The following is a 25691-nucleotide window of genomic DNA, read 5'->3' as shown; positions in this document are numbered from 1 at the left end:
GCATCGAAATCCGAAGGACTGACCGGTGCCCGGCGGTGAGGGCGGCGGCGAGCGTCGGATGCCACGAGAGATCCTGACCGTGTCGTTCATCGGCTTCGTCGTCACCCTCGGCTTCGGAGTGATCGGCCCGTCGCTCCCCGCGCTCGGCATCGAGTTCGGTGCCGGCACGACACTGATGAGCCTTGCGATCAGCGGGTTCGCGGTCGCGCGCCTCGTAACGAACCTCGGCTTCACGGTGTTCCTCGGCGGCGTGCGACTGCGCACCGTCCTCTGGGTGGGGCTGATCTTCCAGGCGGGCTGCAGCGTCGTCGCCGCGGCGGCGACCGACTACACCGGGTTCATCGTCTTCCGGTCGCTGAGCGGGGCGGGCAGCGCGGCGTTCACGATCGCCTCGTCCGCGCTGCTGCTCGCCCTCGCCCCGTCGCACGCACGCGGCCGGGCGATGAGCGTGTTCGCCGGCGCCACCGCCCTGGGCACGGTGTCCGGACCCGCCGTCGGAGGTCTGTTCGCGGTCGTCGATCCCCGCCTGCCGCTGCTCGTCTACGGGGGCGCGCTGGCCGTGGCATCCCTCGCCGCGCTCGTCCTGCTCCGAAGCGCGCGTCACATCACGGCGGCGCGGGCCGTCGTGGCGCCCGAGTCGGCGTTGGCGGGCGGCGCGGCCGAGCGGGCGAGCGCGGCTGCGGGGTCGCGACTGCTCGGGGCGCTCGCCGCGGACCGGCTCTTCGTCGCCGCGGTGATGTGCCAGGTCGTGGGCGGATGGGTGTTCTACGGGATGCGGACGACCACCGTGCCTCTGCAGCTCGCCGGCATCGGCTATGCCGTGGGTCTCATCGGGCTGCTGCTGTCGGCCGGGGCGGTGGCGCAGCTGATCGGCTCCGGCGCGGCCGGGGTGCTCTCCGACCACAGCGGTCGCGTGCGGCCGCTCGTCGCCGCCCTCGCGCTCGCCGCGGTGGGGCTCGCGCTCCTCGGGGCGACGGGTGACGTGACCGTCGTGCTCGTTGCCTTCGTCCTCCTGGGTCTGGCCGGCGGCGCGGTCGCCTCCGTCGGGACCGCGTTGCTCGGCGACTCTCGCTTCGGGCGGTCGGGACGGGGCGTCGGCATCTTCTGGGTCGCCAGCGACATCGCGGCGATCTTCGGGCCGCTCGTCAGCGGTCTCGTCGCGGAACACGCGGGCTTCGGCGCCGCGTACGCGGTCGCCATCGCGATCGTCCTGTTTGCCCTTGCCGTCGTCGCGCGCGCCCGACGCGCCGACGGGTGGAGTCGAAGGAGAGGAGGGCTCGAGCCGGGAGCGCCGGGGCGACCGGAGCTCGGCTGAGGTACGCAATCCCGCGCGCAGCACCGCGCGCACCACGTGAACCGCGGCCGTCCGCGCACCCCGCCCGTCGCGGAGGCGGACACCGCACAGACAAAGGAGTCATTCACATGAGTTCATCGCGGACACCTGCTCAGACCAACACCTCGGATCTCATCAGCGCGCGGATGGATCGCATCCCGCGCCTGACGCGCAGCCACATCCGGGCGCTCGTCATCCTCATCGCCCTGTTCATCTTCGACCTCATCGACATCGGCACCCTCGCCACCGTCGCGCCCGCCATCCGCGCCCAGTGGGGGCTGTCGATCGAGGCCCTCGGGGTTCTGACGTCGACGACGTTCGTCGGCATGGCGATCGGCGCGATGGTCGGAGGCCGGGTCGCTGACCGCATCGGTCGGCGTCCCACTCTCATCACGGCGGTGTTCATCTTCTCCGTCGGCTCGCTCCTCTCGGCGCTCGCCACCGGGCCCGAATTCCTCGGCATCGCGCGGATGGTCACCGGCGTCGGGATCGGCGCGACCAGCGGCGGCATCTTCGTGATGATCTCCGAGATGTTTCCCAAGCCCCTGCGCGGACGGATGATGGCGATGACCTACGGCATCGCGGGGCTCAGCGGCCCGGCGATGTCGTTCCTCGCCCTGCTGGTGATGCCGACGGGCAACTGGCACATCATCTTCCTGGTGGGATCGGGCGGTTTCGTGTTCGCCCTGCTCGCGCTGAAGTTCCTGCCCGAGTCGCCGCGGTGGCTCGCCACACGCGGTCAGGGCGAGCGGGCCGACGCGCAGATGCGCGTATTCGAGGCCGAGTACGAGAGCCGGCACGGCGCGCTTCCGGAGCCGGTGGTGATGGATGCGCAGCCTGCCGCCCGCGGTGCGTTCTCGGACCTGTTCCGGCGTTCGGTCGTCGGCAGGACCATCGTCGCGAGCTTCCTGTTCCTCATGGCGACGGTGCTCAACTACGGACTCATCGCCTGGTTCCCGGTCGTTCTGATCGAGCGGGGCTATCCCACGCAGGAGGCGTACTCATTCCTCTTCGTGATGTCGTTCGCGACGGTGCTCGGTGCGCTGCTATCGAGCACGATCATCGACCGGTTCGAGCGGAAGTGGGTGATCACGATCGCCGCCGTGGTGCTGGCGGTCTGCTACCTGGTCATCGGTTTCGTCGACAGCGTCCCGGTGCTGTTGACGGTCGGGTTCGCGGCGAGCTTCATCCACAACGGCATCACGACGACGGTCTTCGCCTACATGCCGGAGATCTTCCCCGTCGCGATCCGCGGTCAGGGCACGGGCTTCGCGAACGGCATCGGCCGTCTCGGCGGCATCGTGAACTCGCTGCTCATCGGCGTCATCATCGCCGCCTTCGCCACGGAGGGCCTGTTCGTCTACCTCGCCGCGAACTGCATCGCGATGTCGATCGGCGCGGTCTTCGGGCCGCGGATGGGCATTCGCGAGGCGCGCCGCGCCCTCCTGCGCGAGCGGGCGGACGAAGCCGCGGCGGCTCCCGTCGGGGCCCTCACACCCGTCCGGGCGGAGTGATCTCTTCTCGGCATCCCCTCCGCGCGCGGGCTCGAGACCCGATCCGGGCCCGCGCGCGGTTCCACCCACCACATCGATCGCACCATCCCGGAACACGAAACCCCGCCAGACGAAGGAGCACGACCCGTGAACGAGAACGACCTGCTGTACCGACCGGGCCTCTTGGCGGACCAGCGCATTCTGGTGACCGGCGGCGGAATCGGGCTCGGGCTCGTCATGGCCGAGGCCTTCCTCCTGCTCGGCGCCGACGTGGTCATCTGCGGACGCCGCCGCGCGGTGCTCGAGGACGCCGCGGACGACCTCCGCGATCGCCACGGCGGCGCCATCACCGCGGTGGCGTGCGACATCCGCTCGCCTGAGGAGATCGACGCGATGCTCGACACGATCTGGGCCGACGGACCGCTGTCGGCTCTCGTCAACAACGCGGCCGGCAACTTCCTCAGCCGGACGGAGGACCTCACCCCCGGCGGGTTCGATGCGATCTCGCGCATCGTCTTGCGCGGCGGCTTCCTCGTCACTGCGGCGTGCGGGCGACGGTGGCTGCGCGACGGTCTCGCCGCCTCGGTCGTGTCGATCTTGGCATCGTGGATCGACGGAGCGGCGCCCTACACCGTGCCGTCGGCGATGTCGAAGGCCGGGATCGAGATGATGACGCGCTCGCTCGCCGTCGAATGGGCGCCGCGCGGCATCCGGCTCAACGCCATCGCGCCGGGCGCGTTTCCGACCGAGGGCGTGCAGGCGCATCTGCGATCGGGCGAGCCGGCCCTCGAGGAAGGCGGCGCGAACTCCGGCAACCCGATGGGGCGCAACGGGCGTATGACCGAGCTGGCGAACCTTGCCGCGTTCCTCGTGAGTCCTGGGGTCGACTACCTCACCGGCCAGACCATCGCGATCGACGGGGGTGATCACCTCGTGCGGATGCCGGGACTGAGCGAGCGTGCCTCGTGGTCGGACGAGCAGTGGCGCGCGGAGCGCGAGAGCGTGCGCGCGTACGACCGCACCCACCGCACCCACCGCGACCAGCCCTAGGCCGCGCCGCCGCGCCCACACGCGAGAAACCATATCCGGCGCGAGAAACCACGGCGCCGAGGATTTCTCGGGGCGAAAGTGGTTTCTCGACCGCGGGGCCGTCGCCGTCAGTCGGTCTCGCCGTGGCGCGCGCGGTGCCCCTCGCTGAAGCTCAGGTTGCGACCGAACGCCTTGCCGATCACGAGCGCGATGCCGACGATCACGAGCCCGACGCACAGTCCCGCGACCGCGGACACGGCCGTGTCGCCGATCCACACGATGACCGGGCCGAGCGGCTCGAGCGCGTGCTCGACGGCGTGCAGGAGTTCGACCGGGGCGTGCCAGCCGACCTCGCCGAGGTTCGCGAGCACGAGATGACCGCCCACCCACAGCATCGCCACGGTGCCGACGATCGAGATGACGCGGAAGACGGCGGGCATCGACCGCACGATGCGCGTGCCGGTGTGACGCACGCGCACCGAACCGCTCTTGGCCATCTTCAGGCCGATGTCATCGATCTTCACGAGCAGGGCGACGGCGCCGTAGACCAGCGCGGTCATCGAGAGTGCGATGACCGCGAGCACGGCCAGGCGCAGCCAGAAGTCCAGGTCGGGATCGACGTTCGACAGGCCAATCAGCATGATCTCGGTCGACAGGATCAGGTCGGTGCGGATCGCGCCCATGACCAGTCGCTTCTCGTCGCGCCCGCCCTCGTCGTCGTGGCCGCCGTGGTGGAAGCCGAACCACTCGAGCACCTTCTCGGCGCCCTCGAAGCACAGGTATCCGCCGCCGACGATGAGCAGCCACGGCAGCACCTCGGGCGCGAAGGCGGTGAGCAGCATCGCGATCGGGATGATGATCAGGAACTTGTTCGCGAGCGACCCGAGGGCGATGCGACCCACGACCGGAAGCTCCCGTGCGGGAGAGAGCCCCTGCACGTACTGCGGGGTGACGGCGGCATCGTCGATCACCACTCCGGCGGACTTGGCCGATGCCTTCAGCGCCGCGCTGAGGATGTCATCGACGACGGCAAGCAGACCTACGGACATGCCAGCAACAGTACCGGGCGCGTCGCGCCCGACCGACGGATGCCGATCCTTGCGCTCCTCGAATCGATTCGATAGCCTGGAATCCGGCGCTCCCGTGAGGAGCGCCTTTCGCCGTTTCCGCCCCCGTCTCGAACCCGGTCGTATGTCACGTTCTCTCACCACCGGTAGCCCCTGGCGCGTCATCCTCGCGTTCGCGGTGCCCCTGCTCATCGGCAACGTCGTGCAGCAGCTGTATCAGTTCGTCGACGCGATCGTCGTCGGGCGCCATCTCGGTGTCGATGCACTCGCGGCCGTCGGCGCGACCGGAAGCCTGCTGTTCCTGCTGCTCGGGTTCGCCTGGGGCCTGACGAGCGGATTCGCGATCCCCACGGCGCAGGCCTTCGGCGCCCGCGACGTCACGGCGGTGCGCCGCTCGGTGGCGGCGGGCACGATTCTCACCGCGATCACGACGATCGTGCTCACCGTGGGCGCGCCGCTGCTGGCCGGACCCGCCCTGCACCTGCTGCAGACGCCTCCGGAGCTGATGGACGAGGCGACGGTGTTCGCCCAGGTCAGCTTCCTCGGTGCCGGTGCCATCATGGGCTTCAACTACCTCTCCGCGATCATCCGGGCGATCGGCGACTCGCGCACGCCGCTGGTGTTCCTCACGATCGCCTGCGGACTCAACGTGGTGCTCGTCATCCTCATGGTCGGGCCGTTCGGACTGGGCGTGGCCGGAGCGGCACTGGCGACCGTCGTCTCGCAGGCGCTGTCGGTGATCCTCTGCCTCGTCTACGTCCGCCGTCGGCTGCCCGTCCTCCACGTGCAGCGCGCCGACTGGCGCATCACGCGAGCCGATCTCGTCGAGCACCTGCGACTCGGCCTGCCCATGGGGTTCCAGGCGTCGATCATCGCCATCGGCACCCTGACGGTGCAGGTCGCGCTGAACACCCTGGGCGCCGATGCGGTCGCCGCCTACACGACGGCTTCCCGCGTGGACGGCCTGGCCGTGGCGCTCCTGCAGTCTCTCGGGCTCGCGGCATCCATGTACGCCGCCCAGAACCTGGGGGCGCGCCGCCCGGATCGCATCCGTCGCGGCGTCGGGCAGGCGATCTGGATGGCGCTGATCGCCGCTGTCGTGCTCGGCGCACTGCTCATCACGTTCGGCGCGCCGCTCGTGCGCCTGTTCGTCGGCGACGGCAGCGACACCGTCGTGCGGTTGGCCGCGCTCATGCTGCTCATCAACGGCGCGAGCTACACGGCGCTGGGCGTGCTGTTCATCCTGCGCGGCACGCTGCAGGGTCTCGGCAGCACCGTCATCCCGACGGTGACCGGGCTCGTCGAGCTGGCGATGCGCGTGGGCGCGGCGGTCGTGCTCGGCCACATCTTCGGGTTCGTCGGCGTCGTCTGGAGCAACCCGCTGGCCTGGGTCGGCGCCAGCGTCATCCTCATCCCCGCGTACCTGCGCGCCCACCGCGCACTGGAGCGCATGCCGGTCGACCCCGCCGAACCGACCCTCACCACCCCGATCGCCGTCATCGGCCCCACCGACGGGTCGATGGTCGTGGATGCCGTGGTCACCCAGCCCATCCCGCTTCCGCAGCAGCCGGCCGCCGACCTCGTTGCGGGCCGCGTGCGTCGGTGGAAGGGTGGGATGCGAGCGAAGCGGAGGACGCGATGAAAGCTGTTCTGGGTGATGTCACGGTGGCCGAAGCCGACCGCGATGACCTGATCTCCATCGAAGGAAACTGGTACTTCCCGCCGTCGAGCGTGAACTGGGACCTCCTGCAGGAGAGCCCCACGCCCTACACCTGCCCGTGGAAGGGCGAGTGCCAGTACTACTCCGTGCGCTCCGGCGACGAGGTGCTGGCCGACCGTGCCTGGTCGTATCCTGAGCCCTACGAGAGCGGCATCGCGCGCGTCGGCAAGGACTTCTCGGGCTACGTCGCGTTCTGGAAGGAAGTCCGCGTCGAGGACTGACTCGCGGCGGCGACCGCACGCGCCGAATCGACGGCAGGATAGAAGCCGTGACCGCGCCGCTTCAGAACCTCACGCAGATGCCCGACCCGCAGTACCTCATGGTCGGCGACGGCTACCGCATCGCGACGTACTCGTGGGGTGACGAGGACGCGCCGACCGTCGTCGTCGTGCACGGGTTCGCCTCGAGCACGAAGGACAACTGGGTCGCGACGGGATGGGTGCGCGATCTCACCGCCGCCGGCTATCGGGTGCTCGCGCTCGACCAGCGCGGCCACGGAGCCAGCGACAAGCCGCACGAGCCTCGCGCCTACGACATCCGCCAGCTCGCCGGTGACGTCGAGACGATGCTCGACACCTACCTCGTCGACGAGGCGTTCTACGTCGGCTATTCGCTCGGCGCCCGCGTGGGGTGGGAGGTCGTGCAGGACATCGCGCCCTGCATCCCGCGGGCCGTGCTCGGCGGAGTTCCCGACGGCATCCCGCTCGCGCGCCTCGACCTCGATCAGGTGCGCGCGCTCATTGCCGACGGCACCCCCGTGACCGACCGCGTCACGCAGAACTACATCGCGCTCACCGAGCGGGTGCCGGGCAACGACCTGCGGGCGCTCCTCGCCATCGCCGAGGGCATGCGGTCGTCGAAGACCGTCGATCCCGACCCGGCTCACGCGCCGCAGCAGCCGGTGATGTTCGCGACGGGATCGCTCGACGGCATCATCGAGGGTTCGAAGGCGCTCGCCGCCGTCTGCCCCCAGGGCCGTTTCGTCGAGATCCCCGACCGCCACCACTTCAACGCGCCGGGTTCGCGGGTCTTCCGCAGCGCCGCCCTCGAGTTCCTGGGTTCGTAAGCCCCCCACCCCTTAGCGGCTCGGCATCCGCCCCGGGGAGGGGAGGGGGGTCAGGCCTTGGCGATGGCGTCTTCGAGGGCGACCCAGGCGAGCATCGCGCACTTCACGCGCGCCGAGAACTTCGAGACGCCCGACAGGGCCGCGGCGTCGCCGTAGACCTCCTCGTCGAGCTCGATCGTGCCGCGCGAGCGCAGCGCCTCACGGAACCCCTCGATCAGCTGCAGGGCCTCGGCCCGGCTGAGCCCCTCTTCGGCGACGAGGTCGGCGAGCATGGATGCCGAGGCCTGCGAGATCGAGCAGCCGCGGCCCTCCCATCGCACGTCGGCGATCGTCTCGCCGTCGACGCGGGCGCGCAGCGTGATCTCGTCGCCGCAGACGGGGTTCTTCTGGTGCGAGGTGCCGATCGTGCCGACCTTTGCGGGCGCGTCGCCCTCGTCGGTGAGACCGAAGTGCTGCGGATGCTTGGAGTGATCGAGGATCAGCTCACGGTAGAGGGCGTCGAGATCGCTCATGTCAGACTCCGAAGTAGGGGCGGATGCCGGCGACGGCCTCGATGAGACGGTCGACGTCGTCGGTGGTGTTGTACAGGGCGGTGCTCGCGCGAACGCTGGCCGTGACGCCGTAGCGCGTGTGCAGGGGCGCGGCGCAGTGGTGGCCGACGCGGACGGCGATGCCCCGCGCGTCGAGGAACTGGCCCGCGTCATGGGCGTGCACGCCGTCGACGTCGAACGACCACAGCCCCACGCGCTCGACGCCGGCGGCGTCGCCGAGCAGACGGATGCCGGGAATCTCTGCGAGTCCCGCGCGCATGCGATCGGCAAGCATGCCCTCGTGGGCATGAATGCGATCCAGCCCGACGGCGTCGAGGTAGCGCACAGCCGCAGCCAGGCCGATCGCGGGGCCGACCGGCTGGGTGCCCGCCTCGAAGCGCTGTGGCGGCGGCAGGTACTCGGCGCGGTCGAGCGTCACGGTGGTGATCATCGATCCGCCCGTGAGGAACGGCGGCAGCGACTCGAGCACCGGCGTGCGCCCATACAGGCCGCCGACGCCGTACGGGCCGAGCATCTTGTGACTGCTGAACACCGCCAGATCGACGCCGAGAGCGGGCAGGTCGAGAGGCAGGTGCGGCGCGGATTGGCACGCGTCCATCACCGTGATCGCGCCGACGCCCTGCGCGAGGGCGATGAGCTCGGCGACGGGGTTCACGATGCCGAGAACGTTCGAGACATGCGTGAAGGCGACGACCCGGGTGCGCTCGGTGATGAGGGATGCCGCGGCATCCATGTCGAGCGTGCCGTCGTCGTGCGCCGGAATATGGCGCAGTACGGCGCCGGTGCGGGCCGCGAGCTCCTGCCACGGAATGAGGTTCGCGTGGTGCTCGATCGCGGTCGTGACGATTTCGTCACCCGGTCCCACGAGGCGCGCATTCCCGATGGAGTATGCGACGAGGTTGAGGCCCATCGTGGCGCCGCTCGTCCAGACGAGCTGCTCGGGCTGCGCGCCGACGAACCCGGCGACGGTGGCTCGCGCGTCTTCGAACAGCTCCGTCGCCTCGGCGGCCAGCGTGTGCGCGCCGCGGTGCACGGCGGCGTTCGCGTGCGTGAGGAAGTCGCGCTCGGCATCGAGTACCGCCAGAGGCTTCTGACTGGTGGCCGCGGAGTCGAGATAGGCGAGGGGGTGCCCGTTGACCTGCTCGCCGAGGATCGGGAAGTCCGCTTTGAGTGCGGCGGCGTCGAGGGGCGCGGCGGGCGCCGGGGTCGCCGCAGACACGGCGGAAACGGGGGACGCGGTCGCGGAAGTCACCCATCTAGGCTACGCCCCGGCATCCCACCCGGCTCCGGCGCGACGGAGCCGCCTCGGATGCCGTCAGCCCTCGTCTTCGGTGTGCGCGACCAGTCCGTAGCTCGGCAGTCGGCCGTCACGACGGTCATCGCCGAGGAGCGGGCGGGAGCGGCGGCCGTAGATCAGCTCCGACGAGTCGAGCAGCCACGGCACCAGCGTGATCTGCACGCCGTGCACGAGCATGAGCTGCTGTGCGATGCGGCGCGCCCGGCGGTTGTGCAGGAAGGTCTCCCACCAGTGACCGACGATGTACTGCGGCATGTAGACCGTGACGACGGCGCTGCCGTGCTTTTCGCGATACTTCGTGATGAACTGGGCGATCGGGGCCGCGTAATGGCGGTAGGGCGACTCGATCACGACGAGCGGGACCGGCATGTTGTGGAACTTCCAGTCCTCCTGCACGTCGCGGGCTTCTTCCGCCGTGACCGCGACGTGCACCGCCAACGTCTTGTCGTGCCTGCCTGAGAGGGCATAGTCGATCGCCTTCGCCGTGGGCTTCTGCAGCGTGCCCACCAGCACGAGCGCCACATCTCCGGTCGAGCCGTAGTGCACGTCGTCGTCCATGGCGATCTCGTGCGAGACGTCGCGGTAGTAGCGGTGCACACCGACCATGAGGAACGACAGCAGCGGGATCGCGATGAAGACGAGGTAGGCGCCGTGGGTGAACTTCGTGATCGTGACGATCACGAGCACCACGATCGTGAAGGTCGCTCCGAGCGCATTGATGAACAGACCGGAGATCGCCTCACGCCGCGCCTTCGCCGCCTTCGGAGAGAGCAGGCGCAGCTCGCGGCGCCAGTGCTTGACCATGCCGAGCTGGCCGAGCGAGAAGGAGACGAAGACGCCGATGATGTACAGCTGGATCAGCGTCGTCAGCTTGGCCTGGAAGATCACGAGCACGAGCACCGCGGCCAGACCCAGGATGATCATGCCGTTGGAGTACACGAGCCGGTCGCCGCGCGTGTTCAGCGCCTTCGGCGCGTAGCCGTCGCGCGCGAGGACCGAGCCCAGCAGCGGGAAGCCGTTGAAGGCCGTGTTGGCGGCCAGGAGGAGGACCGCGGCGGTCGCGGCCTGAACCACGAAGAACAGGATGCTGCCGTTGCCGAACGTCGCGGCCGCCACCTGCGCCATGAGGCTCGGCTGCACGAGCGCCTCGCAGTTGAAGCCGATCAGCCGGCACGGATCCTCCGAGTAGTGCACGCCGGCGACGAGAGCGAGGACCGTGAGGCCCGCGAACATCGTGATGGCGATCGAACCCATGAGAACGAGCGTCGTCTGCGCGTTGCGGATCTTCGGCTGACGGAACGCCGGAACGCCGTTGGACACGGCCTCGACACCGGTGAGTGCGGAACAGCCGCTGGAGAATGCGCGCAGCACGAGCAGGATGAGCGCGGCCTGGCTGAGATCCTCGGCCTGCACCGCGAACTGGGCGCTCTCCGCGATCGGTGCGTCGCCCAGCATCCACCGGACGAGACCCGTGCCGATCATGAGCATGACCGAGCCGATGAACAGGTAGGTCGGGATCGCGAAGGCTGTCGACGCTTCGCGCACACCGCGGAGGTTCACGAGGATGATGAGGATGACGAAGCCGACCGCGAGCTCGACGCGCCAGGGGTCGAGGTTCGGCAGCGCGGAGATGATGTTGTCGACACCCGAGGCGACCGACACGGCCACGGTCAGGATGTAGTCGACCAGCAGCGCCGCCGCGACCACGACGCCGGCCTTCTCGCCGAGGTTCGTGCGGGCGACCTCGTAGTCGCCGCCGCCCGAGGGGTACGCCTTGATGAGCTGCCGGTAGCTCAGCACTACCACGATCAGCAGCGCCACGACCGCCGCGGCCACCCAGGGGCTGAGCGCGAGGAAGGCCGTCCCGCCGATCAGGAGGATCATCAGCAGCTCCTGCGGCGCATAGGCCACAGAGGAGAGCGCGTCGGAGGCGAAGATCGGCAGCGCCATCTTCTTGGGCAGCAGCTGTCCTTCGAGTTCTTCGCTCGTGAGGGGCTCGCCGATGAGGATGCGCTTGGCGATCGGCGTCTCTTCGCCGGGGCCGCGACTGTCGTCTGTCACGGCGGGCGACATTACGCGGTCGCGTGTCGCCGCGCAATCCCGGCGAGCGTGAGAATGACGCCGCGAGACTGCAAGGATCGACCCATGGGGAATGAGGTCTACTCCGCCGTCATGGCGCTGGGCATCGGGTTCGTCGTCGGAATCGTGCTGTTTGTGCCTTTCGTCGCGGTCAGCTACCGTCGCCGCGGACGGCTCACCGTCGGACGGTTTCTGCTGTGGGCCGCCGCGCTGGTCTACTTCTGGGCCATCTGGACGTACACGCTGCTTCCCCTGCCCGACGCCGAGAATTACACCTGCGCGGGGGTGAACCTGAACATCTGGGCCTTCGTCGACGACCTCCGCGGCGCCCGCAGCCTCACCGATTTCGCCGTGCTGCAACTGGCGCTGAACGTGCTGCTGTTCCTGCCGCTCGGCTTCTTCCTCCGTGTGCTGGGCGGTCGCGGCATCCTCGTCGCGTTCGTGACGGGTCTGCTGGTGTCGCTCACCATCGAGACCACCCAGCTCACGGGCGCATGGGGACTGTACCCGTGCGCGTACCGGGTGTTCGACGTCGATGACATGCTCACCAACACGCTCGGCGCGGTGCTCGGCTCGCTCGTCGCGCTGATCGTCCCCCGACGGTGGTGGGCGCGTCGATCGACGGATGCCGGGGCCCGCCCGCATCCGGTCACCCGCGGACGCCGCCTTCTCGCCATGTTCTGCGACCTGCTCGGCGTCGTGCTCGTCGGATACGGCACGGCCGTCGCCGTGCAGGTGTTCCTCGAGTACGTCGTCCGCGACCACGCCGCGGTCCTGGACGGTGCCGCCGGCCGATTCGCCCTGACGGTGACGCCGATCGCGATCTGGGCCGTCGTCGTGCTCGCCACCGGCCGCACGCCCGGTGACCTGGCCGTCGAACTGCGCTACCGCGGCGGGCCGCTGCCGGCCGCGGTGGCGCGGCCGCTGCGGTTCGTCGCCGGCATCGGCGGCTATCTGCTGTTGGGGCTCGTGCCGGCGCCCTGGACGTTCGTGCAGTTCGTGTTCGCCGCGGCATCCGTCGTGCTCGTGTTCACGACGCGCGACGGCCGCGGGCTGCCCGGACTGCTGAGCGGGCAGCGGCTCGTCGACGCGCGGGAGCCGGCTGCCGCGGTGGGTGACGGCGGGACGGTGTTCACAACTCCGGAGAAGTCGTCCCGAAACGGGTGAACGGCCGGGCGCCGGCTGCTGGCGGCGTCGAATCTCCGGAGTTGTGAACCGAGCGGAAGGGCGCCCGTCCGATCCGCGGCTGCGACTTACTGCGGAGCGTAGAAGTACAGGATCGTCCCGACCGGCCCGTCGGCCCCGTCGGTGTCGGCGAACACGCTGTAGGAGGGCGTGCCGTTCTTGAACGACGAACGCTGCGGGTCGAAGGCGAAGCGGATGCTGCCCGAGGGGCGCGGCGTCTCGCTCGCGGGAGCGGGTGTGAGGGCCCGCACCTCGGCCGCGCTCATCCCGATCTTCAGGCCGAACTCCGCCGTGACCGGAACTCCGCCCACCTCGTTCGCGGTGAACAGCGCGTACGCGGGCTGCGAGAAGTCGGCCCGGGTCAGCGTCGCGGTGGGGACCATCTCGAACAACGAGAATCCGTTCCACGCGTACACGGTGTAATCCGGCAGCGTCGAGCCGTTGCCGGCCTGCGTGCGCTGCGTCGGCGGCGCCCCGAAGGCCGCGGTGAGCGCCGCGACGGCGGCGGTCGGCTCGTCGGCCCACCGGTAGGTGAAGGGCTGACCGGTACCGGCCGTGAGTGTGAAGCCGGTGGCGGAGAACGCCACACCCGTGGCTGCGGCGGTCGACGTCGGGCTCGGTGTCGGGGCCGGGGTGGATGCCGGGACCGACGCATCGTCCGTCGACACCGCCGGCGCCGATGTGGCCGGCTGCGCCGAATCGGACGGCCGCGTCAGAGCGAAGCCGACCACGGCGATGACGGCCACCGCCAGCACACCGGCGACGATGCCGAGAACCAGCGTCGTGCGTGAACCGCCACCGCCTCCCGGGGTGCGCGGCTCGCGCGGAGGCCGGGGTTCGCGCGGAGGCCGGGGCTCGCGCGGCGGCTTCTGCTCGCGCGGAGGCCGCGGCTCGCGCGCCTCGCGCCCCGCCGGGCGTTCCGGCTCGTCGGGCTGCGGGCCGAACAGATCCTCGAGGCTCATCCCAGGAACTCCCGCGCCGCGACGACGAGCGCGTCCACACCCCGCTCGATCGTGGGGTGCAGGATCGGAGCGAAGAACGGCGAGTGGTTGGTGGGGATGTCCTCGTTGACGGTGCCTCGCGCAACGGCATCCGCGAACTGCTGCGGGTCGAGGCCGCCCCAGAACCAGTAGACGAGCGGTACGCCGGCTTCGCGCGCGAACCACGAGACGTCCTCGCTGCCGGTGAACATGCCGGGGTCGACGACCGTCCCCTCGCCGAAGGCGCGGTCCCATGCGGCGCTGAGGCGCGCGGTGGCGTCGTGGTCGTTGATCGTCGGCGGCAGGGAGTGGTCGGTCGTGATGACCGGCTCCTGCTCCGCTCCGGATGCCGCGGCCTCCGCTCGCACGATGCGCTCCACGCGGGCCAGGACGTCGGCCCGCGCCTCGTCGTCGGGGTAGCGCAGGCTCAGCTCGAGCTTCGCCTCGGCGGGGATGATGTTGTTCTTCAGTCCCGCGTGGATCGAGCCGACCGTGACGACGGCCATCTCCCGAGGGTCGATCTCGCGGGACACGACGGTCTGCAGGCGCATGACTGTGGCCGCGGCCATGACGACGGGGTCGATCGTGGCGTGCGGGCGCGAACCGTGGCCGCCGCGGCCGAGCAGGCGCACGGTGAGTCCGTCCGAGGCCGCCATCTGCGTTCCGGGGCGCACGCCGATCGTGCCGGCAGGAAGCGGCGTCAGGTGCTGGCCGAGCACGATGTCGGGCTTCGGGAACCGGTCGAGCACGCCGTCGGCGATCATCGCCTGCGCGCCCGCGCCGTACTCCTCCGCGGGCTGGAAGACGGCGACGACCGTGCCCGCCCACTCGTCACGGGTGGCGACGAGCCGCTCCAGCGCGCCGAGCAGGGCGGTCACGTGCATGTCGTGGCCGCACGCGTGCATGACGGGGACGTCGGTGCCGGCCGGGTCGATGCCGCGGGCGGTGCTGGCGTAGGCGAGGCCGGTCTGCTCGCCGACCGGGAGCCCGTCCATGTCGGCCCGCAGCCACACCACCGGGCCGTCGCCGGCGGCGGTGCCGGTGACGCTCGTGGCGACGCCGGTGGTGCCGAGCCCCTCGATGTAGTCGAGCCCGAGAGCGGCGAGTTCGCGGGTGATGACACCCGCGGTGCGGGTCTCCTGGAACGACAGTTCCGGGTGGCGGTGCAGGTCGATGTAGAGGGCTTCGAGGTCGATGCTCATGCCATCGAGAGTACGCGGGACTACGCCGGCGGTTGCGGGGAGGCGCCGCGAAGGTGGGCGGATGCCGCGCGCGCCAGCTCTCCCAGCACGAGCTCGCCCGAGTCCGCGTCGTAGTCGAACAGTTCGCCGTAGCGCCCCCACTGGATGGCGATGTCCAGCTGACGGCGGGCCTCGGCATCCGTGAAACCCCGTCGCAGCAGATCGAGGAAGAAGTCGTCGCGCAGCGCCCCGTCGTCGCTGTTCTCCAGTGCCGCGACCACGGTGTGCACGAGCGGGGCGTGCTGCAGGCACAGGCGCGCGAACAGTTCCTTGGAGGCGTCGATGTCGGCGGTGACCCACGCACGGCCCTCATCGGTCAGAAACGCCTGAGCGCCCTCCACATCGAGCAGCCGCAGCATGCTCGCGGCATCCACGAGCGGCAGCAGATCGTCGACCTCGAACGACAGCTCGTCGGCGAGGTCGGGCAGGTCGGTCTGCCCGTTGTGGGCGTGGACGATCTCGATCAGACCCGCGAGCCCGCCGACCGACGCGGCCGGCAGCGGCCAGGTCGCGGGCGTGCGCGCCGCCACCGCGTTCGTCGCCGCGGCATCCCCGCCGCCGTCGCCGGTGAGCAGGGCGTACAGGCGTGCGACCGTCTCGTCGAATGCGGGGCTGCGTCGATCGCGAGGACGCGGCATCGACACGGCGACCTCGCCGACGAGGTGACCGGGGTTCGAGCCGAGCACGATGACGCGGTCGGCCATGAGCACGGCCTCCTCGATGTTGTGGGTGACGATGCACACCGTCCGCGTCGGGAAGTCGGGCTGCGACCAGAGCGAGATGACCTCGCTGCGCAGGTTCTCCGCCGTCAGCACGTCCAGCGCCGAGAATGGCTCGTCCATCAGCAGCACGTCCGGGCGCAGCACGAGCGCCCGTGCGAAGCCGACGCGCTGGCGCATGCCGCCGGAGAGCTCTCGCGGATACGCCGACTCGAAGCCGTCGAGACCGATCACGTCGATCGCCTCGAGCGCGCGGGCGCGGCGCTCGTCGCGGCCGACGCCGCGGGCCTGCAGGCCCAGCTCGACGTTGTCGAGCACGGTCAGCCACGGCATGAGCGCGAACGACTGGAACACCATGCCGACGGCGGGGTTCGCACCGCGCAGGCGCTCGCCGCGGCAGCGGACCTCGCCGGCGGTGGGCGCGATGAGCCCGGCGATCATGCGCAGCAGGGTCGACTTGCCCGAGCCCGACTTGCCGAGGAGTGCGACGACCTCGCCCTCGTGGAGGGTGAGGGTGATCTCGTCGAGCACGGTGAAGTCGGCGGCGCCGCGTCCGACGGGGTAGGTCTTGGTGACGCGGTCCAGTTCGATGATCGGACCGGTGCCGGTCTGTGCGGCGGTGGTCCGGGTGAGCGTGCGTGCCATGGCGGCACCTCCTTGAAAGGATCGTGGTTTCGTTCGGGTGTGGGTGCGGCGGCGGATGCCGCGGGTCAGGCGAGCTGGAAGCGGGTCTGGGCGAGGCGGTACAGCGGACGCCACAGCGCGCGGTTGAGGGCGACGACGAAGACGCTCATGACGATGACGCCGACGTAGGTACGGGCCGTGTCGCCGGTGGCGGTCGCCTGGGCGATGTACGAGCCGAGGCCCGTCGCCGTCAGCGTCGTGCTGCCGTAGGTCACGACTTCGGCGACGATCGAGGCGTTCCAGGCCCCGCCGGCCGCCGCGATCCCGCCGGTGACCCACGCGGAGAACACCGCCGGGAGGAGCACGGTGCGCCAGCGCAGCCACCGGCTGAGCCCGAGGTGGGTGGAGGCCTCACGCAGATCGCCCGGAATCGCTGAGGCGCCGGCGATGACGTTGAACAGGATGTACCACTGCGCGCCCAGCGCCATGAGGAAGATGCCGCCGACGTCCAGCGAGATGCCCGTCTGGATCAGCAGGAGCGTGACGAACGGGAACAGGAAGTTTGCCGGGAAGCTCGCGAGCACCTGCACGATGGGCTGCGCGAACCGCGTGACGCGGGGGTTCATCCCGATCCAGACGCCGACGGGCACCCAGACGAGGGTTCCGACGATGACGAGCACGAGCACGCGTGCGAACGTGATGAGTCCGAGGCCCGCGGCGACGGCGAACTCGTCGAGCCCGATCGAGGACGAGATCGAGCGCAGCATCACCACGCCGCCCCAGACGACGAGCACCGTGACCGCGACGCCGAAGACCACGTCGCCGATCCGGCGCCGCCCCCGGTCGACGCTCAACGGCACGTCGGCGACGCCGAACACGCGCATCGCGCGGTCGATCCCCTCGCCTAGCGGCCGCAGGGCGCGACCGAGCAGTCCGGGAAGCCCCGAGTGACGCAGGACATCGAGCACGACCGAGCGCGGGGCGGATGCCGGGGCCGTGTCGCCCATGCGGAAACGCTCGGCCCACGCGGTCAGCGGGCTCCAGAACAGCGTGTTCACGCCCATGACCATGATGACCATCGTGACGATCGCCGCGAGCAGCGCCGGGATGTTCTCGTCCGCGGTCGCCGACGCCACGAAGGATCCGATGCCCGGCAGCGCGTAGGTGTGGTTGTTGACCGAGATGACTTCGCTCGCCACGAGGAAGAACCACGCTCCGCCGAAGCTCATCATGCCGTTCCAGACGAGCGGGATCATGCCGCTCGGCACGTCGAGCTTCCAGAACCGTTGCCAGCGGCTCAGCCGCAGGAGGCGGGCGGCTTCGTCGAGCTCACGCGGCTGGCTCGTGAGCGCGCCGTAGAACGCGAAGGTCATGTTCCAGGCCTGGCTCGTGAAGATCGCGAACACCGACGCGCACTCGACGCCCAGTTCGGAGTTCGGGAACAGCACGAGCCACACCGAGAGCGTGACCGAGAGGAACGCGAGCACCGGCACGGACTGCAGGATGTCGAGGATCGGGATGAGCACCTTCTCGGCCCGACGCGAACGTGCCGCGGCCGTCGCGTAGACGAAGGTGAAGACGAGCGACAGCGCCAGGCCCACGAACATGCGCAGCAGCGAGCGTGCCGCGTCGTAGGGAAGGTTCGTGAGGTCGGTCGACACACCGGCGACGTCGCGGTTTGGGTCGAACGGCACCAGGACGCCGTGTGACAGGTCGACGACGGCCCACAGCAGGGCGGCGAAGGCGACGAGCACCACCGCGTCGGCGGCGAGGCGGGTGCGGGCAGGGGCGGTGACGGCGGAGGCCGCACCGGCGAAGGGACGCAGGATCGACATGGGGGTTCTCCGGGTCGGGCGCGCGGCGGTGCCTGTCGAGGACCGGAACGGGTCAGTCGGAGATCACGCGGATGCCGCGAGCGCGGGGTGACGACGATGGCGATGGTCGGAATCAGAACTCATGGCCGTCTCACCTCCTCGACTCGGGACGGCGGCCCCCTGCCGGAAGGCCTCGGGTAGCATATGTCTCATTCAATCACTTGCGCAAATGAACGAAAGGTTTCCGATGCTCCCGTCGTCATCGACGCCCGAGAACGGACCCAGCGAAGACCAGCTGGCGGCGGCATCCGCCACCTTCGACCTGCTGTCGGTGCCCGGGCGGCTGCACCTGGTGTGGTTGCTGTCCCGTGACGAGACCGACGTCACCACCCTCGCTGCGCGGACGGGCGCGCAGATTGCGGCGACCAGTCAGCAGCTCGCGAAACTCCGTGCGGCTGGTGTCGTGTCGGCCCGTCGCGAGGGCCGGCGTCAGCTCTATCGCGTCGATGACGTGCACATCATCGCGATCGTGGATCAGATGCTCGCCCATATCGCCCCCGACGGCACGCTCGCCCAAGCCCCCGACCCGCGCCGGCCGCCGCGGCGTCCGCGCTTCGTTCCCGCCTGACCGCGGGAACGGCCTCGCCGCTACCGGGTCACGCGCGGCGGCGCCGTCGAGCCGCGGACCACGAGCTCGAAGGGCAGGGATGCCGGGCCGGCTGGCGCATCCTCGACGCCCAAGGCCGCGAGCACCGCCTGTCCGGCGCGCTCGCCCTGCGCGTGCGGGAACTGCTCGATCGTCGTCAGCGCGAACAGTTCCGCCAGCTCGTGCCCGTCGACGCCGATGACCGACAGCCGGCCGGGCACCTCGACGCCGAGTTCGCGCGCCGCCGCCAGCACGCCGAACGCCATCTCGTCGGATGCGGCGAAGATCGCGGTGGGCGCGTCGGGGCCGGACAGCAGCTCGCGGGACACGCGGCGCGCGCCCTCGACGGTGAAGTCGGCCGCGACGAAACGGGGCTCGGCGACACCGGCATCCCGCATCGCCTGGGCGAATCCGCGGCGCCGCCGGGTGGGGATGTCGAGGGTCTCGCCCGCGTCGTCGGCGAGGCTCCACCCGAGGTGCACGATGTCGCGGTGGCCGAGTCCGAGCAGGTGCGCGGTCGCGAGGCGCCCCACGGCCGTGTCGTCGACGCGCAGCCCGGCGACGTCGGCGTGCGGGACGCCGAGCCCGACGACGGGAACGGGCAGCGCCCCGAGCTGACGTCGCTCGTCGGCGCTGAGCTCGACCGACAGCACGATGAGGCCGTCGACGCGCCGTCGGCGCAGCGAGGTCTCGAACAGGTTCCGGCGCTGCTCCGGGTCGTCGGTCAAGTTGTACAGCGTCATGTCGTAGCCGCGCGGCGCGAGCTGCGCGGCGATGCCGTCGAGCACCGTCGCGAAGAACCACCGATCCAGAAGCGGAACGATCACCCCGATGTTCTCGGCGCGCCCGGAGGCGAGGGTGGATGCCGCGGCCGAGACGACGTAGCCGAGCTCGGCGGCCGCCGCGCGCACACGCTCGCGCGTCGCCTCCGACAGGCGCCCCCGTCCGCTGAGGGCGCGCGACACCGTCGCCGTCGAGACGCCGGCGGCGCGCGCGACCTCCTCGATGCCGGTCACGTCAGTCCGCGACCATCCATACCGCGACGTCGATGGGCAGTTCCGTGCCGTCGAACGGTGCGCTCGCCACCAGCACGGTGCCCGAGGGCAGCGTCACCGGCGTCGAGCCCGCGTTGGCGAGCACGGTGACGCGACCGGACCGGAACGCGATCGCGTCGTCGCCGTAGCCGTCGAGCCACTCCAGCGTCGCCGCTCCGAGCCCCTCGGCGCGGCGGGTCGCCAGCAGCGTGCGGTACAGCCACAGCGTGGAGTCGGGGTCGGACTCCTGCGCGTCGCGGGCGAGCGTGGCCCATTCGGCCGGCTGCGGCAGCCACGACTGGCCCGTCGGGCTGAAGCCGTAGGCGGCGGCATCCGCGGTCCACGGGATCGGCACCCGGCACCCGTCGCGGCCGTAGCGCTCGCCGTCGGTACGGAACCAGGTCGGATCCTGCCGAGACGCGGGCGGCAGCGTGATGACCTCGGGAAGGCCGAGCTCCTCGCCCTGGTAGAGGTATGCGGAGCCGGGAAGGGCGAGCATCACGGTCGTCGCGGCGCGGGCGCGACGCAGCCCCACCTCGGGAATCGGCTGGCCGGGGGAGTCGGGACCGATGCCGTGGCCCTGCGGGTTCTCGGCGGTCAGCGCGAGCCGCGATGCGTGGCGCACGACGTCGTGGTTCGACAGCACCCAGGTGGCCGGGGCGCCGACGGCGGGAAACGCCCGCAGGGACTCGGAGATGACCTCGCGGATGGCCGCGGCATCCCACTCCGTCATGAGGTACGGGAAGTTGAACGCCTGGTGCATCTCGTCGGAGCGCACCCACTCGGCGGTGCGGTCGACGGTGGGAAGCCACGCTTCGGCGCAGAGCGCACGGTCGCCGTCGTATGCGGCGAGCACGCGGTGCCAGTCGCGGTAGATCTCGTGCACGCCCTCCTGACCCCAGTACGGCACGTCGTCGTCGGAGCCGCCCATGCTGTCGGCATCCACCGCGGGAAGGTGGTCGGGCAGACCGTCGGTCTTGACGAGGCCGTGCGCGACATCGACGCGGAAGCCGTCGACGCCGCGGTCGAGCCAGAACCGCAGGATGCCGCGGAACTCCTCCTGCACCTCGGGGTTCGACCAGTCGAAGTCGGGCTGGCTCGTGTCGAACAGGTGCAGGTACCACTGCCCCGGCGTGCCGTCGGCCTCGGTGACGCGGGTCCACGCCGGACCGCCGAAGACCGACTCCCAGTTGTTCGGCGGCAGTTCGCCGTTCTCGCCCTTGCCATCGCGGAAGAGGTAGCGGGCGCGCGCGGCACTGCCGGGGGCTGCGGCCAGCGCCTCCTGGAACCAGACGTGGCGGTCGGAGCTGTGATTGGGCACGAGGTCGACGATCACGCGGATGCCGCGATCGTGCGCGCCGGCGAGCATCTCGTCGAAGTCGGCGAGCGTGCCGAACAGGGGGTCGACGTCGCAGTAGTCGGCGACGTCATACCCGGCATCCTTCTGCGGAGAGCGGTAGAAGGGGCTCAGCCACACGGCGTCAACGCCCAGGGCGCGCAGGTCGTCGAGATGCGCCGTCACGCCGGGGAGGTCACCGATGCCATCGCCGGAGGCGTCGGCGAAGGAGCGCGGGTAGATCTGGTAGATCACCGCGGTGCGCCACCATTCGGCGCCGGGGCGGCTCTCGCCGATGTCGGGGAGGGAGAAGGTCAACTGCGACGTCATGGCATCAGCGTAGCGCAAGCGCTTGCGCACATGGCGGGCGAGCATCCGGATCGGGTCGCGTCCGGCGGCGACTAGCCTTGACCGGTGACTTCCGAGGCCCTTGCCCACGCCGAATCGCTCATCGCCGGCATCCCCGACTTCCCGCAGCCGGGCGTGCTGTTCCGCGACATCTCCCCGCTGCTCGCCGACGCGCGGGCGCTGCGCACCGTCGTGGATGCCGTGATCGAACCGTTCGTCGGGCAGTTCGATGTCGTCGCAGGCGTCGAGGCGCGTGGGTTCATGCTGGCCGGCGCCGTCGCGATCGCGGCGGGTGTGGGCATGGCCCCGATCCGCAAGGCGGGCAAGCTGCCGCGGCCCGCGGCATCCGTGTCGTATGCCCTCGAGTACGGCACGGCCGAGATCGAGATGAGCGACGACCTCGCAGCCGGAACGCGCGTGCTGCTGGTCGACGACATCCTCGCCACGGGCGGCACCCTGCGCGCGGGCCAGCACCTGCTCGACGAGCTCGGCCTGCAGTTGGCGGGGACGGCGGTGCTGATGGAGCTCGTCGAGCTTCAGGGGCGCGCGGTGTGCGGCCCGGTCCATTCCGTCTTTCGGGTCTAGGTCGCGGCATCGGTGAGCATCTTGCGGACGCCGGCGAGGAGCTTGGACATGCCGAAGCCGCCGACACCGCTGAAGCCGGTGTGGTGACAGGTGAAGCGGGTACCGCCCTATCTGTCGCGCCCGCAGGCGGGGAGCTGACGGCAGCCCCTAGCCAGGGCGCTGGCAGAAGGCCAACCAGGCAGGCGTGGAACGGAGAGGGCCGAGGACGATCGGTTTTGGATGCACTGTTGGGGGGCTAGAGGGGGGGCGTTAGTTCTGGACGTGCGGCGATGCGAGGGCTGCAGAGCCACCCAAGCGCGCAGAGCGCCCCCGCGAGGGCGAAGACAGCCGCGAATGAGGTTGAGGTATCTGTGCCACCGAACGCAGAGAACACGACTGCCATCGAGGCGAGCGCGAGTGCAGACGCGGTCGCTTCGCCGATCGTGAGTGCGGAGCTGTTGAAGCCTTGGTTGTCTGCGGTCGAGTACCCGAGCGCGAGCGCGCCTAGCCGCGGATAGATGAGTCCGATTCCAGCACCGGCGAAAGTCCATCCGATGACGACGACGACCGGCGTCGCGCTCATGAGCGATGCAATCACTAGGGACCCAACGCCAACGGTGAGCCCTGTTGCTCCGATTCGCGCCGCCAGGACATGACCGATCTGTGGGAATCGGCCCTGCATCCACGAGGCTGCTGACCAGCTGAGTCCCCCAGCCGTGAGGGCGAGGCCTGCAAGAGCGGCAGATGCGCCGTAATGAGTGATGAGGAGCAGCGGCACATAGACCTCCGCTGCCAAGAAGGTGGCAGTCAAGAGGGCGCGGAGAAGGACGACGCTGGGGAGACCGCGGCGGGCGCGTAATGTTCCGGCGGGCATGAGCGGGCGAAGCGCGATAAGCACGATGGCTGCTGCGACGATCGGCCCGATCGATTGGATGGGCCCGCGCATCTCAGCCGCAACGGCAATGACGAGAGCGGCCGCCGCAACGACCACGGCCAGACCGATGCGCACGACTTCTGCGCGTCCGATCGGGGAATGATTCGCGGTTCCGCGAACGGCGCGCATTGCCGGGACGACGATCAGCATCGCGAGAATCACAAGCGTCACCACTCCTAGGAAAATCCAGCGCCACCCGATCGTCTCGGCAAGCACACCAGCCGCAACCGGACCGATCAGGGAGGGGATGACCCAGGCGGTAGCGAAAGCGGCGAAAACCTTCGCGTGTAGCGTGTGCGGGTAGATCCGGGCGACGACAACGTACAGAGCGACCGTCACCGCTCCGCCAGAGAGCCCGTGGATTAACCGACCGCCGACAAAAGCCACCATGTTCGGAGCCAGTGCTATTACGGTGAGCCCTGCCGTGAAGATGGCCACCGAAATGACCAGAGCGCTACGTGGGTTCCACCGGTCGCACCAGATGCCTGCCGCCACCATCCCCACCACACTCACCGCCACGGGGCCGGCGAACGCGAAGGCGTATAGCCCGGCGCCGTCCAGTTCCCGACTGACCGTTGGCATGATCGTGGTCACCCCAAGGGCCACGAATGCGTCGAGCATCACCAAGAGGAACAGGCCGACGCTCACCCATCGATACCGCGAGCTGAGCACCCCCGCTTCCCGCACTGATCCCCCAGGTAGCCGCTCGCTCGCGGCTGTCGGGACGGCGTCGGGCAGGGCGTTTTCGCGGTGGGGGGAGGTCACATCGTCACCGTAAAACCTCGACTATAGTTGAGGTCAAATGACCGCCCCGCCCGCCCCGCTCCTGAGTGTCGGTGACGTTGCCAAACGAAGCGGCGTGGCGGTCTCAGCCCTACACTTCTACGAACGTCAAGGCCTGCTCTCGAGTGAGCGCAGCGCTGGCAACCAGCGTCGATATCGCCGGGACGTTCTTCGCCGCATCGCCTTCATCCGGGTATCCCAGCGCGTCGGAGTACCCCTCGCAGACATCCGCACCGCGCTTGAGTCCCTACCGGAAGGTCGCACCCCGACCAAGAAGGACTGGGCGCGCCTGTCCCAGCTGTGGCGCGAGGAGCTCGATGCCCGCATCCGCTCGTTGCAACACCTGCGCGACGACCTCACCGGTTGCATGGGCTGCGGCTGCCTCAGCCTCAAAACCTGCGTCCTAAGAAATCCAGACGACGTGCTCGGAAACGACGGTGCAGGCCCCCGCCGCTGGCGGGACGCCCAGCGCGACCGAAGCTAGAACCCTCTGCGCGCGCTGTCGGTGTGCCGCTGGATTTCTGCCCGCCCCGCTCTTTCGCCGTGACGGTCCCACCCCCGCTCTCACCCTCTTCCCTGCCGGCGGCGGCGAACGCGATGCGGGACGATGCCAGCCTCCGTGGTCCTGTCGAGGAGCCTCACACTCTAGGCTCGGCGGGCGACCGAGGCGCGCATCCGCAACGGCAGCGGAACCAGGTGCGCCGGGGGAGCGGATGATCCGTCCGTCGCGGCATCGCGCTCGATCAGGTCGATGAGTTCGTCCGCGGCGGCGCGGCCGAGCGCGCGCTGCGGGAAGGCGAAGGTCGTCAGTCCCGGCCGCAGCCAGCGGGCGAACGACGTGTCGTCGAACGAGAGCACCGAGACGTCGTCGGGCACACGCACCCCGCGCTCCTGGAGCGCCTGGTAGGCGCCCATCGCCAGGCGGTCGTTGAAGCACAGGAGCGCATCGACCTCGGCGCCACTGTCGAGCACCTCCGACACGAGACGGAAGCCCTCCGGCGGCAGCCACTGCACCGTCGGACGAGCCGACACGATCTGCTGCCCCGTCTCGGCGAACACGGCGAGGGCGCCGCGCAGGCGTTGGGCGGCGGCGAGGCCGAAGGGGTGCGCGGTTGCCGGGTCGTCACCGACGCCGATCAGATGGATGCGCCGGTGCCCGCTGTCCACGAGCAGGCGCGCGGCGTCGGCACCGGCCGCGACCTCGTCCGGCAGCACGCGCACGTAGGCGGCGTCGTCGGTCGGCTCGATGTTCAGCAGCACGGTCGGCATGCGGGTCGCCTCCACCGGGATAGCGCGCGCGTGGGTCATCATCGTGGCCAGCACCACCCCGTCGACCTGCCGGTCGAACATCGCGTCGAGCAGGTCGCGCTCCAGATGCGCGTCACCGGCCGTCTCGCCGACGAAGACCATATAGCCGCGGGCACGTGCCGCCTCGATCGCGCCGCGGATCATCTCTCCGGCCAGTTGCGACGAGGCCACCGAGTCGGAGACGAACCCCAGCGTGCGCGTCGTCCCGGTGCGCAGCCCCGTCGACAGCGCGTTGGGGCGGTAGCCGAGACGGCGTGCCGCGTCGCGCACGCGTTCCTGCGCCGTCGCCGAGATCCGCAGCTCGTCGGCTCGCCCCGCGAGCACGAGCGATGCCGTGGATGCCGCCACTCCGGCCTCCTTGGCCACCTGCGACAGAGTCACGCGCGTGCGTGCCATCGGATCCCCCTTCCGGTCGGACGTTCCTCCGCGATGAGGGGTTGCGCCGACCGATATCTGCTAGTACGTTTTAGCACGCGAGCTGAATCGGTATAGCAGCAAGTATCCTCCTCGCACCGAGAAAACTGCATGGAAAGGCAGACA

Annotated in this window: 22 protein-coding genes; 10 read left to right on the top strand and 12 right to left on the bottom strand. The window is 70.2% G+C overall.

The window, feature by feature from the left end:
• Positions 1 to 25: 25 nt before the first annotated feature.
• The 3 genes from DEU37_RS11790 (at position 26) to DEU37_RS11780 (ending at position 3876) form a co-directional block, all read left to right on the top strand.
• Positions 26 to 1315 carry an MFS transporter gene (locus tag DEU37_RS11790; protein WP_121190853.1) on the top strand — a complete coding sequence of 430 codons (1290 nt, stop codon included), beginning with the start codon at positions 26 to 28 and terminating at the stop codon, positions 1313 to 1315.
• A gap of 107 nt (positions 1316 to 1422) precedes the next feature.
• Positions 1423 to 2847 carry an MFS transporter gene (locus tag DEU37_RS11785; protein ID WP_121190852.1) on the top strand — a complete coding sequence of 475 codons (1425 nt, stop codon included), beginning with the start codon at positions 1423 to 1425 and terminating at the stop codon, positions 2845 to 2847.
• Between the two features lie 126 nt (positions 2848 to 2973).
• Positions 2974 to 3876, top strand: coding sequence for an SDR family oxidoreductase (locus DEU37_RS11780; RefSeq protein WP_121190851.1), 903 nt, complete (start codon positions 2974 to 2976; stop codon positions 3874 to 3876).
• A 107-nt stretch (positions 3877 to 3983) separates the two neighbouring features.
• Here the strand turns inward: DEU37_RS11780 and DEU37_RS11775 are convergent, their stop codons facing one another.
• Positions 3984 to 4904, bottom strand: a complete 921-nt coding sequence (locus DEU37_RS11775) for a DUF808 domain-containing protein (protein WP_121190850.1) — start codon at positions 4902 to 4904, stop codon at positions 3984 to 3986.
• Positions 4905 to 5046: 142 nt separating this feature from the next.
• Here DEU37_RS11775 and DEU37_RS11770 point away from each other — a divergent pair, with 142 nt between their 5' ends.
• Genes DEU37_RS11770 through DEU37_RS11760 form a run of 3 tightly spaced genes read left to right on the top strand, consistent with a single transcriptional unit; the run spans position 5047 to position 7708 of the window.
• Entirely contained in the window at positions 5047 to 6564 is a 1518-nt protein-coding gene (locus DEU37_RS11770) for an MATE family efflux transporter (RefSeq protein WP_121190849.1), read from the top strand.
• Positions 6561 to 6863, top strand: coding sequence for a DUF427 domain-containing protein (locus tag DEU37_RS11765; protein WP_121190848.1), 303 nt, complete (start codon positions 6561 to 6563; stop codon positions 6861 to 6863). The genes DEU37_RS11770 and DEU37_RS11765 overlap by 4 nt, the downstream gene beginning before the upstream one ends.
• A 47-nt stretch (positions 6864 to 6910) precedes the next feature.
• A complete protein-coding gene (locus tag DEU37_RS11760) occupies positions 6911 to 7708 on the top strand; it encodes an alpha/beta fold hydrolase (protein ID WP_121190847.1) in 798 nt (265 codons plus the stop codon).
• 50 nt (positions 7709 to 7758) lie between these two features.
• Here the strand turns inward: DEU37_RS11760 and sufU are convergent, their stop codons facing one another.
• The 3 genes from sufU to DEU37_RS11745 all read right to left on the bottom strand — a co-directional run bounded on the left by sufU (position 7759) and on the right by DEU37_RS11745 (position 11629).
• The gene (gene sufU / locus DEU37_RS11755) at positions 7759 to 8220 is read right to left on the bottom strand and encodes a Fe-S cluster assembly sulfur transfer protein SufU (protein WP_121190846.1); all 462 of its coding nucleotides are present in this window, start codon (positions 8218 to 8220) and stop codon (positions 7759 to 7761) included.
• 1 nt (position 8221) lies between these two features.
• Complete coding sequence (locus DEU37_RS11750; RefSeq protein ID WP_183043678.1) at positions 8222 to 9511, bottom strand: SufS family cysteine desulfurase; 1290 nt, start codon at positions 9509 to 9511, stop codon at positions 8222 to 8224.
• A gap of 63 nt (positions 9512 to 9574) precedes the next feature.
• Positions 9575 to 11629: an APC family permease gene (locus DEU37_RS11745; RefSeq protein WP_121190844.1), complete on the bottom strand. Its 2055-nt coding sequence runs from the start codon at positions 11627 to 11629 to the stop codon at positions 9575 to 9577.
• A gap of 72 nt (positions 11630 to 11701) precedes the next feature.
• Here DEU37_RS11745 and DEU37_RS11740 point away from each other — a divergent pair, with 72 nt between their 5' ends.
• Positions 11702 to 12802 carry a VanZ family protein gene (locus DEU37_RS11740; protein WP_121190843.1) on the top strand — a complete coding sequence of 367 codons (1101 nt, stop codon included), beginning with the start codon at positions 11702 to 11704 and terminating at the stop codon, positions 12800 to 12802.
• A gap of 86 nt (positions 12803 to 12888) precedes the next feature.
• Here DEU37_RS11740 and DEU37_RS14895 read toward each other — a convergent pair whose 3' ends face one another.
• The 4 genes from DEU37_RS14895 to DEU37_RS11720 all read right to left on the bottom strand — a co-directional run bounded on the left by DEU37_RS14895 (position 12889) and on the right by DEU37_RS11720 (position 18219).
• A complete protein-coding gene (locus DEU37_RS14895; RefSeq protein WP_183043677.1) occupies positions 12889 to 13782 on the bottom strand; it encodes a hypothetical protein in 894 nt (297 codons plus the stop codon).
• Positions 13779 to 15002, bottom strand: coding sequence for an amidohydrolase (locus DEU37_RS11730; RefSeq protein ID WP_121190842.1), 1224 nt, complete (start codon positions 15000 to 15002; stop codon positions 13779 to 13781). Before DEU37_RS11730 ends, DEU37_RS14895 begins: the two co-directional genes overlap by 4 nt.
• 20 nt (positions 15003 to 15022) lie before the next feature.
• Positions 15023 to 16405 carry a nitrate/sulfonate/bicarbonate ABC transporter ATP-binding protein gene (locus DEU37_RS11725; protein ID WP_121190841.1) on the bottom strand — a complete coding sequence of 461 codons (1383 nt, stop codon included), beginning with the start codon at positions 16403 to 16405 and terminating at the stop codon, positions 15023 to 15025.
• A 65-nt stretch (positions 16406 to 16470) separates the two neighbouring features.
• Positions 16471 to 18219 (bottom strand): ABC transporter permease subunit, encoded by a 1749-nt coding sequence (locus DEU37_RS11720; protein WP_121190840.1) that lies wholly within the window; start codon positions 18217 to 18219, stop codon positions 16471 to 16473.
• Between the two features lie 226 nt (positions 18220 to 18445).
• On the opposite strand from DEU37_RS11720, the gene DEU37_RS11715 reads away from it, so the two are divergent.
• Positions 18446 to 18826, top strand: coding sequence for a helix-turn-helix transcriptional regulator (locus DEU37_RS11715; RefSeq protein ID WP_220699843.1), 381 nt, complete (start codon positions 18446 to 18448; stop codon positions 18824 to 18826).
• A gap of 20 nt (positions 18827 to 18846) precedes the next feature.
• On the opposite strand, the gene DEU37_RS11710 is transcribed toward DEU37_RS11715, so the two are convergent.
• Both DEU37_RS11710 and DEU37_RS11705 read right to left on the bottom strand, forming a co-directional pair.
• Complete coding sequence (locus DEU37_RS11710; RefSeq protein WP_121190838.1) at positions 18847 to 19860, bottom strand: LacI family DNA-binding transcriptional regulator; 1014 nt, start codon at positions 19858 to 19860, stop codon at positions 18847 to 18849.
• 1 nt (position 19861) lies between these two features.
• A complete protein-coding gene (locus DEU37_RS11705) occupies positions 19862 to 21544 on the bottom strand; it encodes an alpha-amylase family glycosyl hydrolase (protein ID WP_121190924.1) in 1683 nt (560 codons plus the stop codon).
• 84 nt (positions 21545 to 21628) lie between these two features.
• On the opposite strand from DEU37_RS11705, the gene DEU37_RS11700 reads away from it, so the two are divergent.
• On the top strand, positions 21629 to 22147 hold the full coding sequence (locus tag DEU37_RS11700; protein WP_036318781.1) for an adenine phosphoribosyltransferase: 519 nt from the start codon (positions 21629 to 21631) through the stop codon (positions 22145 to 22147).
• A 235-nt stretch (positions 22148 to 22382) separates the two neighbouring features.
• Here DEU37_RS11700 and DEU37_RS11690 read toward each other — a convergent pair whose 3' ends face one another.
• Positions 22383 to 23825 (bottom strand): MFS transporter, encoded by a 1443-nt coding sequence (locus DEU37_RS11690; protein ID WP_259457267.1) that lies wholly within the window; start codon positions 23823 to 23825, stop codon positions 22383 to 22385.
• Positions 23826 to 23862: 37 nt separating this feature from the next.
• Here DEU37_RS11690 and soxR point away from each other — a divergent pair, with 37 nt between their 5' ends.
• The gene (gene soxR / locus DEU37_RS11685; protein ID WP_036318787.1) at positions 23863 to 24327 is read left to right on the top strand and encodes a redox-sensitive transcriptional activator SoxR; all 465 of its coding nucleotides are present in this window, start codon (positions 23863 to 23865) and stop codon (positions 24325 to 24327) included.
• 161 nt (positions 24328 to 24488) lie between these two features.
• On the opposite strand, the gene DEU37_RS11680 is transcribed toward soxR, so the two are convergent.
• Positions 24489 to 25547: a LacI family DNA-binding transcriptional regulator gene (locus DEU37_RS11680; protein ID WP_121190837.1), complete on the bottom strand. Its 1059-nt coding sequence runs from the start codon at positions 25545 to 25547 to the stop codon at positions 24489 to 24491.
• Between the last annotated feature and the right edge of the window lie 144 nt (positions 25548 to 25691).

The sequence above is a fragment of the Microbacterium sp. AG790 genome (assembly GCF_003634765.1).
In the GTDB taxonomy this organism is placed as follows: domain Bacteria; phylum Actinomycetota; class Actinomycetes; order Actinomycetales; family Microbacteriaceae; genus Microbacterium.
The sequence above is the reverse complement of the archived record's forward strand: the minus strand, read 5'-3'. Positions and strand labels throughout refer to the sequence as shown.

Coding starts and splice junctions, on each gene's coding strand:
- DEU37_RS11785 (WP_121190852.1), top strand. CDS start 1,423: ATGAGTTCATCGCGGACACCTGCTCAGACCAACACCTCGGATCTCATC.
- DEU37_RS11775 (WP_121190850.1), bottom strand. CDS start 4,904: ATGTCCGTAGGTCTGCTTGCCGTCGTCGATGACATCCTCAGCGCGGCG.
- DEU37_RS11770 (WP_121190849.1), top strand. CDS start 5,047: ATGTCACGTTCTCTCACCACCGGTAGCCCCTGGCGCGTCATCCTCGCG.
- DEU37_RS11765 (WP_121190848.1), top strand. CDS start 6,561: ATGAAAGCTGTTCTGGGTGATGTCACGGTGGCCGAAGCCGACCGCGAT.
- sufU (WP_121190846.1), bottom strand. CDS start 8,220: ATGAGCGATCTCGACGCCCTCTACCGTGAGCTGATCCTCGATCACTCC.
- DEU37_RS11745 (WP_121190844.1), bottom strand. CDS start 11,629: ATGTCGCCCGCCGTGACAGACGACAGTCGCGGCCCCGGCGAAGAGACG.
- DEU37_RS11740 (WP_121190843.1), top strand. CDS start 11,702: ATGGGGAATGAGGTCTACTCCGCCGTCATGGCGCTGGGCATCGGGTTC.
- DEU37_RS14895 (WP_183043677.1), bottom strand. CDS start 13,782: ATGAGCCTCGAGGATCTGTTCGGCCCGCAGCCCGACGAGCCGGAACGC.
- DEU37_RS11730 (WP_121190842.1), bottom strand. CDS start 15,002: ATGAGCATCGACCTCGAAGCCCTCTACATCGACCTGCACCGCCACCCG.
- DEU37_RS11725 (WP_121190841.1), bottom strand. CDS start 16,405: ATGGCACGCACGCTCACCCGGACCACCGCCGCACAGACCGGCACCGGT.
- DEU37_RS11720 (WP_121190840.1), bottom strand. CDS start 18,219: ATGTCGATCCTGCGTCCCTTCGCCGGTGCGGCCTCCGCCGTCACCGCC.
- DEU37_RS11715 (WP_220699843.1), top strand. CDS start 18,446: ATGCTCCCGTCGTCATCGACGCCCGAGAACGGACCCAGCGAAGACCAG.
- DEU37_RS11705 (WP_121190924.1), bottom strand. CDS start 21,544: ATGACGTCGCAGTTGACCTTCTCCCTCCCCGACATCGGCGAGAGCCGC.
- soxR (WP_036318787.1), top strand. CDS start 23,863: ATGACCGCCCCGCCCGCCCCGCTCCTGAGTGTCGGTGACGTTGCCAAA.
- DEU37_RS11680 (WP_121190837.1), bottom strand. CDS start 25,547: ATGGCACGCACGCGCGTGACTCTGTCGCAGGTGGCCAAGGAGGCCGGA.